The 15,987-nt window shown below is 37.3% G+C and carries 15 protein-coding genes and 1 riboswitch; of the genes, 8 read left to right on the top strand and 7 right to left on the bottom strand.

Annotated features, from left to right (window positions below; translation table 11 throughout):
* Positions 1-116 precede the first annotated feature (116 nt).
* Together V7124_RS16105 and V7124_RS16110 are read right to left on the bottom strand one after the other, a co-directional pair.
* On the bottom strand, positions 117-1,082 hold the full coding sequence (locus V7124_RS16105; protein WP_335490897.1) for an L-threonine 3-dehydrogenase: 966 nt from the start codon (positions 1,080-1,082) through the stop codon (positions 117-119).
* A gap of 62 nt (positions 1,083-1,144) precedes the next feature.
* Positions 1,145-2,335: a glycine C-acetyltransferase gene (locus V7124_RS16110; RefSeq protein WP_335490900.1), complete on the bottom strand. Its 1,191-nt coding sequence runs from the start codon at positions 2,333-2,335 to the stop codon at positions 1,145-1,147.
* 258 nt (positions 2,336-2,593) lie between these two features.
* Here V7124_RS16110 and V7124_RS16115 point away from each other — a divergent pair, with 258 nt between their 5' ends.
* Positions 2,594-2,884: a hypothetical protein gene (locus V7124_RS16115; protein ID WP_335416503.1), complete on the top strand. Its 291-nt coding sequence runs from the start codon at positions 2,594-2,596 to the stop codon at positions 2,882-2,884.
* Between the two features lie 34 nt (positions 2,885-2,918).
* Here the strand turns inward: V7124_RS16115 and V7124_RS16120 are convergent, their stop codons facing one another.
* Complete coding sequence (locus tag V7124_RS16120) at positions 2,919-3,917, bottom strand: NAD(P)H-dependent flavin oxidoreductase (RefSeq protein ID WP_335490905.1); 999 nt, start codon at positions 3,915-3,917, stop codon at positions 2,919-2,921.
* A gap of 210 nt (positions 3,918-4,127) precedes the next feature.
* Positions 4,128-4,229, top strand: a riboswitch (purine riboswitch).
* Positions 4,230-4,348: 119 nt separating this feature from the next.
* Between V7124_RS16120 and V7124_RS16125 the strand changes: the two genes are divergently transcribed.
* Positions 4,349-4,942: a xanthine phosphoribosyltransferase gene (locus V7124_RS16125; protein WP_335490907.1), complete on the top strand. Its 594-nt coding sequence runs from the start codon at positions 4,349-4,351 to the stop codon at positions 4,940-4,942.
* Positions 4,942-6,252 (top strand): nucleobase:cation symporter-2 family protein, encoded by a 1,311-nt coding sequence (locus V7124_RS16130; RefSeq protein WP_335490911.1) that lies wholly within the window; start codon positions 4,942-4,944, stop codon positions 6,250-6,252. The genes V7124_RS16125 and V7124_RS16130 overlap by 1 nt, the downstream gene beginning before the upstream one ends.
* A 55-nt stretch (positions 6,253-6,307) precedes the next feature.
* Here the strand turns inward: V7124_RS16130 and V7124_RS16135 are convergent, their stop codons facing one another.
* The 4 genes from V7124_RS16135 to V7124_RS16150 all read right to left on the bottom strand — a co-directional run bounded on the left by V7124_RS16135 (position 6,308) and on the right by V7124_RS16150 (position 10,368).
* The gene (locus V7124_RS16135) at positions 6,308-7,432 is read right to left on the bottom strand and encodes a Ger(x)C family spore germination protein (protein WP_335490914.1); all 1,125 of its coding nucleotides are present in this window, start codon (positions 7,430-7,432) and stop codon (positions 6,308-6,310) included.
* The gene (locus V7124_RS16140; protein WP_335490917.1) at positions 7,429-8,541 is read right to left on the bottom strand and encodes a GerAB/ArcD/ProY family transporter; all 1,113 of its coding nucleotides are present in this window, start codon (positions 8,539-8,541) and stop codon (positions 7,429-7,431) included. Before V7124_RS16140 ends, V7124_RS16135 begins: the two co-directional genes overlap by 4 nt.
* A gap of 21 nt (positions 8,542-8,562) precedes the next feature.
* Positions 8,563-10,071, bottom strand: coding sequence for a spore germination protein (locus V7124_RS16145; RefSeq protein WP_335490921.1), 1,509 nt, complete (start codon positions 10,069-10,071; stop codon positions 8,563-8,565).
* Positions 10,072-10,176: 105 nt separating this feature from the next.
* Complete coding sequence (locus tag V7124_RS16150; protein WP_335490925.1) at positions 10,177-10,368, bottom strand: spore germination protein; 192 nt, start codon at positions 10,366-10,368, stop codon at positions 10,177-10,179.
* A 478-nt stretch (positions 10,369-10,846) separates the two neighbouring features.
* On the opposite strand from V7124_RS16150, the gene V7124_RS16155 reads away from it, so the two are divergent.
* The 5 genes from V7124_RS16155 to V7124_RS16175 all read left to right on the top strand — a co-directional run bounded on the left by V7124_RS16155 (position 10,847) and on the right by V7124_RS16175 (position 15,938).
* The gene (locus V7124_RS16155) at positions 10,847-11,755 is read left to right on the top strand and encodes a putative selenate ABC transporter substrate-binding protein (RefSeq protein ID WP_335490928.1); all 909 of its coding nucleotides are present in this window, start codon (positions 10,847-10,849) and stop codon (positions 11,753-11,755) included.
* Positions 11,756-11,768: 13 nt separating this feature from the next.
* Complete coding sequence (locus tag V7124_RS16160; RefSeq protein WP_335490933.1) at positions 11,769-12,521, top strand: phosphonate ABC transporter ATP-binding protein; 753 nt, start codon at positions 11,769-11,771, stop codon at positions 12,519-12,521.
* A 1-nt stretch (position 12,522) separates the two neighbouring features.
* Positions 12,523-14,160 carry a PhnE/PtxC family ABC transporter permease gene (locus V7124_RS16165; protein WP_335490937.1) on the top strand — a complete coding sequence of 546 codons (1,638 nt, stop codon included), beginning with the start codon at positions 12,523-12,525 and terminating at the stop codon, positions 14,158-14,160.
* Positions 14,161-14,387: 227 nt separating this feature from the next.
* Entirely contained in the window at positions 14,388-15,554 is a 1,167-nt protein-coding gene (locus tag V7124_RS16170) for an MFS transporter (protein ID WP_420489546.1), read from the top strand.
* Between the two features lie 66 nt (positions 15,555-15,620).
* On the top strand, positions 15,621-15,938 hold the full coding sequence (locus V7124_RS16175; RefSeq protein WP_335490941.1) for a hypothetical protein: 318 nt from the start codon (positions 15,621-15,623) through the stop codon (positions 15,936-15,938).
* The last annotated feature ends 49 nt before the right edge of the window (positions 15,939-15,987 follow it).

Here is a 15,987-nt window from a genome sequence, read left to right on the forward strand (position 1 = left end):
TCTACAAAAAACCATACAGTTTCTACAAAGAACCGTACAGCTTCTACAAATCAAACAAAAAGCAAAAAAAATAGATAACCAATCTCCATTTAGATTAGGTCATCTATTTTTATCACTTAAGCACTGGTTTTGTTTGGTAATAGTTTATTTGTTAATTTTTGAATCATATCTTCTGTCATTTTAGCTAAGTCATATTTAAACTTAAAGCCCCACTCTTCTTCTGCAGCGATGGCATCAATGGAATTTGGCCAACTGTCAGCAATTTTTTGCCGAACAGGATCAACTTGATAGGTCAGTTCAAAGCAAGGTATATGTTTCTTAATTTCGTTTGCAATTTCTTCAGGGGCAAAACTCATTGCAGTGACATTAAACGAATTACGGTGAATAAGCCTACATGGGTCTGCCTCCATTAAATCGATAATCGCATTTAGAGCATCGGGCATATACATCATATCCATATACGTACCTTTATCGATGTAGGAAGTATACCGGACATTTTTTATGGCTTCATAGTAAATTTCGACTGCATAATCTGTGGTACCACCACCAGGAAGGGCAACATGTGAAATTAATCCTGGGAAACGTAATCCTCTCGTGTCCACTCCGAATTTGTGATAATAATAATCACCCAAAAGTTCCCCGGCTACCTTATTTACTCCATACATCGTCGTGGGACGCATAATCGTATCCTGTGGTGTGCTATCCTTTGGTGTGGACGGACCAAATGCACCAATTGAACTAGGTGTGAAAAATTGTGCATTAAGCTCGCGCGCTGTTTCTAATGCGTTCATTAATCCACCCATATTTAAATTCCAAGCTAGCACAGGTTTTGCTTCGGCTGTAGCAGATAGGAGTGCTGCTAAGTGCATCACCGTATCGACTTTGTATTTTTTTGCTACCTCTCCCATTTTGTTGAGATCGGTAACATCAACGATTTCAAATGGTCCACTCACTGCTGCTTCACTGTCATTCTTTTTAATATCAGTGGCAATCACATTGTCTGTACCATACGTTTCCCGCAATTTCATCGTCAGCTCAGAACCGATTTGTCCTAATGCACCTGTAATTAAAATTCGTTTCATTCTTCCCCGTCCCCTTCACAAATGTCATGAAATCTCGCCCATCCTAGGGTTTCTATGATTGATTAAATAATGCCCATTTCCTTACCGACTTTCTCATAAATTGAGATGGCTTGGTCAAGCATTTCCTGTGTATGTGCGGCTGTTGGCATATTACGGACACGTCCTGTTCCTTGAGGAACCGTTGGGAATACAATTGCCTTAGCATATACACCTTCTTCATTTAGGCGCTTACTAAATTTCTGCGTTAGCGACTCATCCCCAATAATACAAGGAGTGATTGGTGTCTCGCTGTTTCCAATATTAAAGCCTAATTCTTTCAAGCCCTTCTTAAGGTAATCCCCATTTTCCCAAAGCTTTTGGTTAAGTTCTGTACTCTCCATTAAAATCTCAATGGATTTTTTACTAGCTGCCACATCTGCAGGTGGTAAGGATGTTGAGAATAGAAATGGACGGCTGCGAACCTTAAGCCAATCAATTAAATTTCTTTTCCCAGCAACATATCCACCTACGACGCCAATCGCCTTGGATAGTGTTCCAATTTGGAAATCAATTTTGTCAGATAGGCCAAAATGTTTAACTGTACCTGCACCATCCCCTAGGACACCGGAGCCATGAGCATCATCTACATATGTAATTAGATCAAATTCTTCAGCAATTTGTACGATATCTGGTAATAATGCAATATCCCCGTCCATGGAGAATACACCATCGGTAATAACCATGATTTTATTGTATTGACCCGATTCCTTCGCTTCCTTGGCCTTTGCGCGTAAATCTTCCATATCGGAATGATTCACACGAATTATCTTCGCTTTAGATAAACGACAGCCATCAATAATCGATGCATGATTTAGTTCATCTGATAATATCGCATCATTTTTATCCATAACCGCTGAAATGGCAGCCATATTACAATTGAAACCTGATTGATAAGCAATAGCTGCTTCCGTATGTTTAAATTCAGCTAACTTTTCTTCTAATTCAACGTGGAGTTTGAGAGTTCCATTAATGGTACGAACCGCTCCAGCTCCGACACCGTACGTTTCAATTGCTTCCGCAGCCGCTTTTTTCAACCGTTTATCTGTTGCTAATCCTAAATAGTTATTGGATGAAAGATTCACTAACTGTTTACCATTTATAGTAATGATCGGACCGTTTGGACTTTCTAATGGATCGATCACATTGTATAGACCCTTACCTTTTAAATCTTCTAAGTTTTCGTTTAAAAATTGCTCTAAAATAGTACTGGACACATATATTCCCCCTTATTGTCGCTTTAAGAAAAACATTTGTCCGTTCCAGGCGGACAGTTGATTATTCGTTGAATCCCAGTATGAATGGATTTCTTTACTATACTTTATCATATTTTATTTGTAAATGTTCATTCCAAGAGGACATTCGTTTAAAAATTTTTTTCACTTCATTTTTAGATTATCCAATGGTTATTTTTCCAAATTAATAAAAAAACGATATAATGAAGGCTAAAGTCTTTTTTAGAAAGGATGTAGCTTGTGACATATATTTCGTCAATTCTATATACCATTATTGTTGGTGGATTATTTATTTTTGTATTTATTTTTCTCTATGATTGGCTTTTTGGTGAAAAACGAGAAAAACAAATTCGAAAAATACATAAATATTTCCGCAACGAAAACGTTCAAAAAGTTGAAATACTGGAGCACCTGCCTAAAAAATATACGCTTTATCAGGTAAAGACTGGAAAGGAAACAAAACGGGTAAAAATTAAGCCCGGTTATAAAGTAATAAAAATGGTCCAGAAGAAAAAAGAACCTGCCCAATAATTGGACAGGTTCTTTTATGCAATTACCAACAAGGTTATTTCACTTTTAATCTACTTACTTTCGCAGAAGCTTGATTCACCTTTTCCAGCGCATCTTGGTATTCCACTTCTAAGCGGTTTATGATATCAGCAGCGGATTCGATTTTGTCGATGGCACCAACTCCGTGACCAGCGGACCAAATATCCCGCCAAGCTTTCGCGTCAGTTTTACCTTCCATATTATCAAAATCAATCTTTTCTTTCTTTACTAACTGCGTTGGGTCAAGGCCAGCCTTTACGATACTTGGAATCAGCATGTTCGCACGTACACCAGAAAAGGCATCGGTTAAGACAATATCTTCCTGTGTGGAGTTAACAAGCATTTCACGATAATCATCGTTTGCCATACTTTCAGTCGCAACAATAAACCTTGTTCCCATATAAGCAAGGTCGGAACCGGCTGCTTGCGCGGCTACTATCCCTTTACCAGTTGAGATTGCACCGGCAAGAATAACAATACCATCCCAAAAAGTGCGAACCATATCAACAAAGGCAAAACTGTTTATTTGACCTGCGTGTCCACCGGCGCCGCTTGCTACAAGTATTAATCCGTCAACACCTGTTTCTGCAGCCTTTCGGGCAAATTTTAAATCACTGACATCGGAGAAAACCAAACCGCCATACTCATGAACAATTTCAACCACGTGTTTTGGACTTCCTAAAGAAGTAATCACTAATTGCGGCTTGTGTTTTTTGATTAACTCAATTTCGTCCTGGAGACGGCTATAGGTGCTATGTACAACCATATTCATTGCCCATGGCGCAATTTTACGGTCAGGCTCAGCTGCTCTTGCTTCTGCTAATTCTTCATTTAACTGTGCCATCCATTGATCAAGTAGCTCAATCGGTCTTGCATTGGGGGCCGGGAATGATCCAATTACACCATTTAAACAGCAATTCTTGACTAATTCTGGACCTGACACTAAAAACATCGGTGCCGCGATTACAGGCAATCGTAACTGGTTCCACCAATTTTCAGGGATTGATTTTTGCATTTCGTCACTCCTTCGTTTTTGAATTTTCTGAATAAAATACCTATTCTTATAGTAACCGAAACTGAATGGATATTCAATATTGGATTAAGCCTTTCCGTATAATAAATAGAACGTTTCTACAATACGAACGATTTAATTATTTAAAAAAACTACGTTCGGTTTTTGTTTAAAAATATATTGATTTCCTTATGCTCCATGTTATAATGTGAATAAAATTCATAAGTTTTCACTCATATAATCGCAGGGTTATGGCCTGCAAGTTTCTACCGGATTTCCGTTAACAATCCGACTATGAGTGGGTAATGCAAATGGTGCAGCTTTTTAGGCTCCATTCATTTTGGTCGTTAAGCCCAAATGTCATTGCCTCACTCAAATTTTGATGTGAGCAATGGTGTTTGGGCCTTTTTATTTTTTCACAGGGGGTTGTTCAGATGAGATTATTAGAAGAAAAGATTAAACAGGATGGCAGAGTCCTTAATGAAAATGTGTTAAAGGTGGATTCATTTTTAAATCATCAAATTGACCCAACTTTAATGAATGATCTTGGCAAAGAATTTTCCCGGCGATTTGCAGCTGACGGAATTACAAAGATTGTTACGATTGAGTCTTCCGGGATTGCCCCTGCTGTTATGACTGGATTACATCTGGCTGTTCCAGTTATTTTTGCAAGAAAGAGAAAATCAATTACATTGACAGATGATTTACTGACAGCAAGTGTTCACTCATTTACTAAAAATGAAACAAATGAACTCGCCATTGATCGTAAATATCTAAACGAAAACGATAAGGTTCTCATTATCGATGATTTCCTAGCTAATGGACAGGCAGCTCTTGCTTTAGTTGAAATGGTTCAACAAGCCAATGCAAAAGTTACAGGCATAGGTATCGTTATCGAAAAGTCCTTCCAACCTGGAGCACAGAAATTAAAAGAAAAAGGATTAAGAGTTGAGTCATTAGCAAGAATCTCCGCTCTATCTAACGGAGAAGCAACATTTATTACTGAAAAAATGGAGGAATCAATCTAATGAAACAAAATCCTTTTAAAATTGCATCCTTAGGAATTCAACATGTATTAGCGATGTATGCAGGAGCTGTCATCGTCCCTCTTATCGTTGGTGGAGCTTTAAATCTAACTGGAGAGCAATTAACTTATTTGGTCTCGATTGATATTTTAATGTGTGGGATCGCGACCATTTTACAAGTTTGGCAGAACCGCTTTTTCGGGATTGGCTTACCGATCGTCTTGGGTTGTACATTTACTGCTGTTGGTCCGATGATAGCCATTGGCGGAGAATATGGTATTTCAGCCATTTACGGTTCGATTCTCGTTTCTGGATTAATGGTTGTGTTGATAGCTCAATTCTTTAGTAAGTTAATTAAATTCTTCCCTCCTGTCGTTACTGGTTCTGTGGTGACGATTATCGGTATTACACTAATTCCAGTGGCTATGAATAATATCGCAGGTGGACAAGGCAGCCCTGATTTTGGCTCCCTCTCTAATATTAGCCTTGCATTTGGAACGCTATTATTCATCATTCTACTCTATCGTTTTACAAAAGGATTTATTCGTTCTATTGCGATTCTCCTAGGTCTTGCAGGGGGAACAATTGCAGCTTCATTAATGGGTAAGGTTAATTTTGCAGCTGTCGGTGAAGCTTCATGGTTCCATATGGTAAAGCCATTTTATTTTGGTACCCCTACTTTTGAATGGGCTCCAGTTATCACGATGACGCTGGTTGCGATTGTAAGTTTAGTAGAATCAACGGGTGTTTATTTTGCCCTTAGTGATATTACTGGCAGAAAACTTAATCAGAATGATTTAGCTAAAGGATATCGTGCAGAGGGTCTTGCGATTATGTTAGGAGCATTGTTTAATGCATTTCCTTACACTACCTACTCACAAAACGTTGGGCTTTTACAATTAACAGGTGTAAAGACTAAAAACGTTATCTATACCATGGGTACAATGTTAGTCATTTTAGGATTCGTACCTAAAATTGGTGCCTTAACAACGGTTATTCCTACCTCTGTTTTAGGGGGAGCAATGGTTGCCATGTTCGGAATGGTGATTGCGTACGGAATCAAAATGTTAAGTAAAGTAGAATTTGCTTCACAAGAAAATTTGTTGATAATTGCATGTTCTGTGGGAATGGGTCTTGGTGTTACCGCTGTTCCTGACCTTTTTGCACAGCTTCCTGAAAGTGTAAAAATCCTTACCAATAATGGAATTGTTGCAGGAAGCTTAACGGCTATATTCTTAAATATTGTGTTTAATGTTGCGAAGCCTGTGAAGCAAACTCAAGCTTCAAAAACTAGCAGTCAAGGTGTTGCATAATAGGAATGAAAGAAGCTGCCAGAAGTTCAAATTGAACCTAGCAGCTTTTTCATTATCATTCATTAAGTCCCGTTCTTTTGACAGTAAAATCTACATTAATATTTACTTTCGCATCCTTATACATTTTGTACCATTTTTCATCCGTAAGGTTTGAGTGACGAACCGTTCTTTTATATGTATCTCCAAGGCCAAATACATCTGAATTTTTAGATTGACAATAGGCTATGAGGTTTTCAATGTCCTTTTTCATGCTCTTCCCAATTTCTTTTTCTATTAATTTCATATTTTGAGGATTACCAACATCAATCGGGCTTGTTATTTCAAGTAATCGTGCACTAAGTTTTAAATTAAGAGCAAATTCAGGCTTTTCTTTATTTATAAGTTTGATATTACTACTGCTTTGTATTGAATCTAGCGCAGCGACAGTTTTGTGACTCCCTAAATGCCCTCCCTTCAATTTTGGGGAATCACTTCTAATCACAACATCCTTGCTGCCAGACTTATATTTGTCATTTATTAATCCTAAATAAAAGCTTTGGTCAGTATTTATTTTTCCAACCAATTTAGCCCCTTTAAAGATGGCGACCCCTGAAAAAACAATGCCCTTATTATCATTCTTATTTATTATAGGCATGACTGGTTCTTTGCCTACTGTGTAATGAGTATGTAAAACCTCTTGCATGGTTGAAGAAGGCATGGTTTTGATTTTGGTATTTTGCTCCATGAACCTGAAAATATGAATTCCAATATCAGGAATATGCTCACTTTTTAAATGTAACAAATCCCTAGCTTTCCCGTCAGTCATAGCTAAAAATGTCATATCACTAATAGTAGGGTCACTAGTTAATGTCTGTGCTATTTTTGTTTTACCCTGTTTAAGCATGTCTTCTCCGTATATGATAACTCGCAGTTGTCCCGAAGTTAATCTCCTGGATGTTTTTTTATTTGCACTGGTAACAATTCCCCTTACTGACTGTGCCTCAGATTCGACAATAACAACATCTTTAGGTGTGTTAGGATCGATCTTTAATTCAACCAACGTTCCTAAGATAAATCCATTTTTTCCTAAGTCATATCCAACTGTTGTAATCAGACCTAATCTATCAAGTACTTTGGGTTCTGCACAGCCACAAATTAGTAAAATGGATAAGAAAATACAAACCCACTCCATTTTCTTCATTTCATTTGCTCCTTATAGGTATTAATCTTCTTTTTAAGAAGAGCAAAAGCATATAAAACAAGTGGATAACAAAAGGTAAAATAAAAAGCCAGGCTAGCAAAAATATCGTTAAAACGATTGATTTTTATCCGTGTATTTATAAACAGACTAAATACAAAAATTAGTGTTGCAAATACCCACAACGTTTTTTTCTGACTTATTCCAAAACTCTGTTTAACACCCCGTACGGCTGCCCATAAATAAAGCATTAGATTAGGGAGAATGATAAGCAGCCAAAAAGTTACAGCAAAATACTCTATTCTCTCGATAAAAGGGAGCTTAACAATTTTGAATAAGGTAAGAGTTGGCCAAATGGTACTTAACAATTGCCCAGGACTAAAATAACCAATGGCTAGAAGCATAAGGAGTAAATATACGAAATTGCTTGCTGCGACTCCGATATGAGCGTATTTTTGAAGCTTTTCCTTTTTTTCCATATAAGGATAAATAACATAAAGGATTTCAAAGCCTAAAATGGTTAGAGTCATTTTATAGGCACCCTTTAAAATAGGAACCAAACTGGATTCCATTACGGGAAGCAGGTGACCAAAGTCCGTATATCGTAAGGGATAGACGATGAACACAAATATCCAAAGGGAAAGTGCTATGCTAAAAAAACAAACCCCAACGATCATTCGAATCCCACCGGTCACCCCATAAATGACTAAAAGCAGGATGGAAAATGAAAACAACCAGACAGGTACTGTTGGAAAAACCCATGTTTGCAGGACCTCAATATAGTTTTTAAGAATGAGCAAAAATATCCATAAGCAATAAAGGATATATAAACTATTAAATAATTTTCCTAGCCATTTTCCATATACTTCATGGTGTATGCCATAAATATCGGTAGAACCATATATCTGTAAAGTTTTAATGATAACAAAAACCACAATATGAGTTGCAAAACCTGCAACCAAAACCGAAATCCAACCGTCCTGTTTAGCTTCCATAAAGATAACCCGTTGAAATCCGTGTATCCCAATCCCAACCTGGTTAGCTTGAATAATAAAAATCAACAAAAAGGAGCTTAATAAAGATTGTGGCTTTGGTTGATAATGAACTTTCATTTGTTCACCTGCTACTTAAGGTCAATTTTTTTCTTTAGCTTTTATAGGATCATATTGGTTTTCGTTTTCTGGTCTTGACAGGTCTGGTCTTTTATAGGTGAATGATAAAGGCAAACGAATGATACTGTCCTTCCAATCTGCAAAACGAGGTGGATAAAAAGGTGCTAGGTAAGGACTCCCAAGACTCGACTGGCGTAACAGGTGCAGTAATAAAAAGCAAAAACCGTACATAATACCGTAAAACCCCCAAAATCCAGCCAATATAATAAGAGGAAATCGCAAAACTCGAATGACGTTACCCATGAAATAACTGGGTGTAACAAATGATCCTAGTGCAGCTAAGGCTATGATGATAATTAGAATGTTGCTTGTAAACCCTGCGTCTACTGCTGCTGTTCCAATCACGATACCTCCGACTATACCCATTGTTTGCCCCACTTTGGTCGGCAATCGTGCTCCTGCTTCTCGTAATAATTCTAAGAAAAATTCTAATAATAAGGCTTCAATTATGGGTGGAAACGGGACCCTTGCTCTAGACTCACTAAGGGTTACCAACAAAGTTTGTGGAATGACTTCATAATGAAAAGTAAGACAAGCAACATAAATTGCGGTTAGGAATACGGAAAAAAATAAGGCGATAAGTCTTAATAATCGGTAGAAAGTACCAATTTGCCAATTTACATTACTATCTTCCATAGCCTGAAAAAATTCCATGAAAGAGTGAGGGCAAACGATAGCTAATGAGCTGCCATCAACTAGAACCGCCAGTTTTCCCTTTAACAGCAAATCACAAACTCGATCTGGACGCTCTGTTAACAACATTAACGGAAATAATGATAAAGATTTATCCTCTATAAGCTGTAAAAGTACGGAACTATCAAGAATTCCATCTATTTTTATCGCATCGATTCTTTGTCTTAACGTGTTAACCATTTGTTCAGAGGCAATACCACTCAAATACAGGATGGAACCAGATTTATTCGTGCGGCTCCCTATCACAAAATCTTCTACACATAAATCCGGATCTTTTATGTAATTTCGAATAAGGGCTATATTTGTAATTAAGCTTTCATTAAAGGCTATTTGAGGACCAATAACGTGTGTTTCATTCTCCGCAAATGTTAATGAACGCCCCACTCTGGAAGGGATTTTTGCCAAAAGAACGGATGTTTCTCCTGCTAAATAAATGATGACATCTCCGTCTAGAGCAGATTTGATCACCTTTTCCATCTGATTTGCCTGTTTGATCTCACCAACAGATAAATGCTCCATAACGTTTTGAATGGAATCGAAGGATAAATTTTTTATCGGATCGATAATATCCTGATGAAACATGGTTTTATCGATTAATGTACTAATGGAGAAAATAGTAATCCCTGAACTACCAACTTGATTCTCTAAAATATCAGTACTATAATGTAATCTTTTTCTAAATTCAGCGGACATTTTTTCTTTTGTATCTGGAATAAGATCCTGGTCCTTCGTAACTACTTCATCTTTAGGAGAAAAAAGCTTTTTTATAAAGAACAATTGCATCACCCTCAATCGCCTAATCACATTCGCTTAAGTATTATTTACCATTCAACCCTCTTTATACCACTTCACAATGAACAAAAAAATAAAGCGAAGCTAATGTTAGCAACGCTTAGGGAAATTGATAATTGGCTCTTGATTAGTACCCATTACTGAATCCGTACTTGTGTTATTTTCTCCAGAGCCAGAGCTAGTTTTGGTAATGGCGATGGGTGAAATGTAAATCGCGCCGCCAAAGTTAACAATGCCGCCAGAGATCGCTCCAATTGAAACATTATTATGATTTGTGACCAAGTTTCCCCCTCCTTACGGTTCCATATATCTTATGTATTGCCAAAGTTCAGGTTCCACTCTACAAGTGAACTAAAAAAACGATTTAAAGAGTTCTTGATGGTCATTGCATTCTTTGCAGATATATTCGATTTCCAATGGGTCTTCTCTTACCATATGCACGGTTTCTCGGCTGCAATTTTCACAAAATCTAACTTCTTGAATTTGTTCCACTTAAACCCACCTCACTCAGTCATTAATATCGTACGTCCCAAGAATATCATTCCATTATTCCCAGTTTCTAAACAGGTAATTAATTTTTCCAAATTATTTATAGTATTTTTCACGTTATGTTACTAACCATTGCTATCGGAAAAATCGATTGATTTTAATTAGTTAAATAGATAAATTGAATTTAATAAGGTTATCCCTTTATTTATAATCATAATGCAAGGACATAACTACAGTGTTAAACTACAAAATCTATGAGGTGAATAATTTTATGAAAAAATGGTTGTCTGGTATTATATTATTAATGCTTGTTTTTACGTTAGCAGCATGTGGGCAAACTGATAATAAAGCAAATGAAGAAAAAGAAGAAAAGAAAGAAACAAAAACAGAGGAAGTTTTAAAAATCGGTGCTATTCCCGATCAAAATGCAGCTTTTCTACAAACAGGAATGGAAGCTGTTGCAAAGCAATTGAGCGAAGAAACTGGCATGAAGGTTGAATATGTACCTTCCGTTGATTATGCAGCGTTAGTTACAGGTTTCCAACGTGGTGAGATACACTTAGCATGGTTTGGTGGGTTAACAAGTGTTCAAGCCAGAAATCTTGTTCCTGAAGCTGAATCCATTGTTCAACGTCCACGTGATGCAGAATTTAAATCTGTTTTTATTACTCAACCAGATTCAGGCATTAATACACTTGCTGATTTAAAAGGTAAATCATTTACATTTGGCAGTGAAAGCTCAACATCTGGACATTTAATGCCACGGTTTTTCTTAGCAGAAGAAGGTATTGACGCTAATACTGACTTTAATGGTAAACCGAATTTTTCAGGTTCACATGATACAACCTACAAATTAATTGAATCTGGTTCTTTCCAAGCTGGTGCCTTAAATATTTCTGTTTGGGAAGCTGCTGTTAAAGATGGAAAGGTTGATACAAGCAAAGTCAAAGTTTTCTATACTACTCCGGATTATTATGACTATAACTGGACTATCAATAGCAACGTTGAAGAAGTTTTTGGTAAAGGGTCTAAACAGAAAATAAAAGATTCACTTCTAGCAATGCCAGGAGATTCTAAAGAAATTACAGATTTATTCCAAACTGACAAGTTTATTGAAACAAAAAATGATAACTATGAAAAGATTGAGAAGGTCGCAAAGGAATTAGAGATTATAAAGTAGTAGGTGTTGTACTATGTCTTCAAAAACAGTAATTGAAGCAACAAATATAACAAAACATTTCGAGGGGAAGATAGCCTTATCTTCCCTTTCTTTTTCTATACAAAAAGGAGAGTTAATAGCCTTAATTGGTCCAAGTGGTGCTGGAAAAACAACCTTATTAAATACCATTGCCGGACTTGTTCCCCTTCACAGCGGTGAGCTTATGATTGATACCTTGCCAATTACAAAATATAAAAAGGGCAAACAGTTTGCAAAGAAAGTCGGTGTCATTCGCCAACAATTTGATTTAATTGGACCGTTAGCGGTAATTCATAATGTCCTAGCTGGTAAATTATCTGAATGGGGATTCTTCAAATCATTATTATCACTTCTTGTCCCTCAAGAAAAAGAAGTGGCTATTCATGCACTTGAAAGAGTTGGGCTTAAGGATAAAACTTTCGAAATAACAGCCAGGCTTTCAGGTGGAGAACAACAGCGTGTGGCGATGGCAAGATTAATGGTGCAAAATCCAGAAATAATCCTAGCAGATGAACCAGTTGCCTCTCTCGACCCTGCTCGAGCAGACGATGTGCTCTCCATGCTGACAAAAATAGTTACGGAAGAAAAACAAACGTTACTTGCAAGTTTACATTCTGTAGAATACGCACGTAAATACTTCACCAGAATCATCTCACTCAAAAATGGGGAGATATTTTTTGATTTGCCAACAGAAAAAGTTACCGATGAACTTTTAACCGAATTATACCAATTGAAGGAGCAGGTTTAGGATGATGAAACTTATTCCCTCTCTTCAGCTTCATAAAAGATTCATCCTCACGTTACTGTTACTAATCGTGTTCATCTGGAGTCTTTCCTCCGTTCATTGGAACTCAGAGTTATATCATGCTGGCGGGATTCCAACGATGTTGCAAATATTCGAAGGATTAATCCATCCCAATCTACATCCTGACATAATCATGATTGGTTTGGAATCAGCTTGGATTACCCTCGCCTACGCAGTTGCTGGAATGTCATTGGCCATTATTTATGCCTTTATTGTTGGTGTCCTTGCATCAGCAACGTTAACCTCTAGTAAGTTTTCTAGAATTTTTTCGAAAGTGGTATTTAGGGGGATTCTTGGATTTACTCGCTCAATTCATGAATTAATCTGGGCATGGCTTTTTGTGGCAGCAGTGGGTTTATCCCCTTATGCAGCCATCCTCGCTCTAGCAATTCCCTATGGTGGAATTCTTGGAAGAATATTTGCAGATATGTTAACGGATGTAACAGAGCAACCTATTACTGCACTTAAATCAGCGGGTTCCTCTCGACTTCAGACACTGATTTATGGTTACCTTCCATTAGTTTGGGCAGACTTTATTAGTTATACCATGTACAGGTTTGAGTGTGCCATTCGATCTTCTGCTATTATGAGTTTTGTTGGACTTGGGGGATTAGGTTTTCAGATTCAATTGGCACTAGCAGACTTGAAATATGAATCTGTATGGACGTTTGTCTTTTTCTTAATTGCTCTCGTTATTGTGGTGGATTTATGGAGTAACTTTGTTCGTAAAGGCTTAACGGAGCATAAACGGAAAAAAGGTATCGGCAGTGGCTGGCTATCTGTTCTATTCGCCTTCCTTTTAATCATTGGTTCTTGGCTATATATTACTCTTGCAGAAAACGCAAATCTATTTGAATTATTATCAGAAAAAAATATCGAATATGCAAAAAAATTCTTTGGTGGACTCCTGGGCATTAATCAAGAAAACCCCGCTTTCCTTGATACAGAGAGCTGGTCTACAGCATTAACGCTAACGTTGGAAACGCTAGAAATGAGTATTATGGCAATTGGATTTGCAACAATTGTCGCCTTTATTACCGTTATTCCTGCAACTAGAAATATTGCAAATGGCAGTCTTACATTGAAAAAAAGGTGGTATAATTGGATAGTTTACGGCATTATTCGAATGACGTATATATTTTCTAGATCGGTTCCAGAGTTAGTCTGGGCGATGATGATTATTTTTATCTTTAAACCTGGAATCTTGCCTGGTGCATTGGCTCTTGCACTTCATAATTTTGGTATTCTAGGAAAGCTATGGGCAGAGGTGGTCGAGGACATGGATCCAAGGCCAATTAGAAATTTAGCCACGGCTGGTGCTTCGAAAATTGAAATCCTTTTTTATGGGATTCTGCCAATCGTCCTCCCTAGATTTCTAACTTATATTCTCTATCGATGGGAAGTTATTATGAGAACAACGATTGTAGTAGGATTTGTTGGTGCAGGTGGACTTGGAATGGATTTTAAACTCGCTATGAGCTATTTTGATTACACTCAAATCACCTTACTATTACTGTGCTATATGATTCTTGTTATTATTGCAGACTTTGCATCAGAAACAACTCGGAAAGCAGTGAAGTAAAGAATACCTGTCCTTTGAAAGGATATGTGTTCTTTTTTTATCTCTTGTGCTATATTTTTGCTAGCAAGCGATATAATATGCAAAAACTTGGTAGTTTAGAAAATAATATGTTGAAATACTTGTATTAGCTTCATGTTTTCAATTATCCTAAGCATAGCGGCTAAAAATTGATTTATTGTAGTACATAGAGATTTGAACTGTTGAATTTTTTTAGGAGTTGGAGTTATTTGGAAACAAAAAGAGCTTTACCTATTTTATTCTTAGTGATGTTTTTAGTGATGATCGGTTTTGGTATTATCATTCCTGTGCTTCCGTTTTATGCTGAGGAACTTGGTGCCAATACCTTTCAGCTTGGGCTATTAATGGCCGTTTATTCACTAATGCAGCTGATTTTCGCACCAATTTGGGGTAGATTATCTGACCGCATTGGACGAAAGCCCATCATGATGATTGGAATAACGGGACTTGCACTATCGTTCTTTATCCAAGCTTTGTCAACAGAGCTTTGGATGTTATTTGCTGCTCGAATTATTGGAGGCATTCTTTCTTCTGCTAATATGCCAACGGCTATGGCTTATGTTGCTGATATAACCACCCCTGAAAATCGTGGGAAAGGAATGGGGATCATTGGAGCAGCTGTTGGACTAGGTTTTGTCTTTGGACCTGCAATCGGTGGAATTTTTTCAAAAAGCAGTATGAGTATGCCTTTTTACTTAGCAGGTTTTTCATCATTAATAACCCTGATACTTGTTTTCTTTTTATTAAAAGAAACCTTGCAAAAAAAGACTGAGATGGTATCTTCAGCCGAAAAACCGTCGTTATGGCAATCATTTAGTGGTCCATCATCCGTATTATTTATTTTACAGCTATTTATTTCTCTTTCTCTATCAGGATTAGAAGCAACCTTCGCCTACTTTGCAGCTAAAAAAGCAGGACTAAACGCCACGGATCTTGGATATATCTTTATGATAATGGGGTTTGCTGGTGCTATGGTTCAAGGCGGTTTAATGGGTAAGCTTACTAAAAAATACGGAGAAGGTAAGGTTATTCAAGGTGGTATTGTTGTATCTGCCATAGGTTTCGGTTTAATACTACTAGTGGATAGCTTTACAACTGCTGCGATTTACTTAACGATTTTTGGTATTGGAAACGGAGTTATCCGTCCGAGTGTTTCGTCGTTGCTTACAAAAACATCCACATCAGGTCATGGAAGCTCCACAGGACTTCTTTCTTCCTTTGACTCTCTAGGTAGGATTATTGGTCCACCACTTGGAGGTTGGTTATTCTCTTTATCAATTGGTTTACCCTATATATCTGGAGTAATTATTTCCGTTCTAGCTTTTGTTTTATATCAGATATATCGTTCAAAAGCATTACTCTTAAAAACAAACTAGCATAAGTGATAAGGACATGCATAAGATAGGTTACGAGGATGTACATGTTAAAAGGAGTCGAGATGTATGAAACTACTTTCTCATTTCACGACGTTTTTATTCCTGTGTATCATGGTTGCCCTTGTAGCCTATCTAGATTCACCCTACTCGTTTATTCATAGCGGCTATTCCTACTCGTCCAGCCAACCAGCAGTGGCACAGCCAGTAGATGTAGAACCGCCAACAGACGTCCCGGTGTTAGAGAATAGGCTCGACCGTGTTCAAAGGATGGACGGTTATTATGTGGAAATCTATAAGGAATACGAAGTATATTACGATGCTGCAGGCAAAGTAATCAAGAGAGAACCTACATCTAAAACGGAAAGTATTAGATATTGGGAATAAAACACAAGAATTGAACCTAAAAACAGCGGTCGAGGTATTCGGCACTTAT

This window comes from Neobacillus niacini (assembly GCF_036961885.1).
GTDB lineage: Bacteria > Bacillota > Bacilli > Bacillales > Cytobacillaceae > Neobacillus > Neobacillus niacini_H.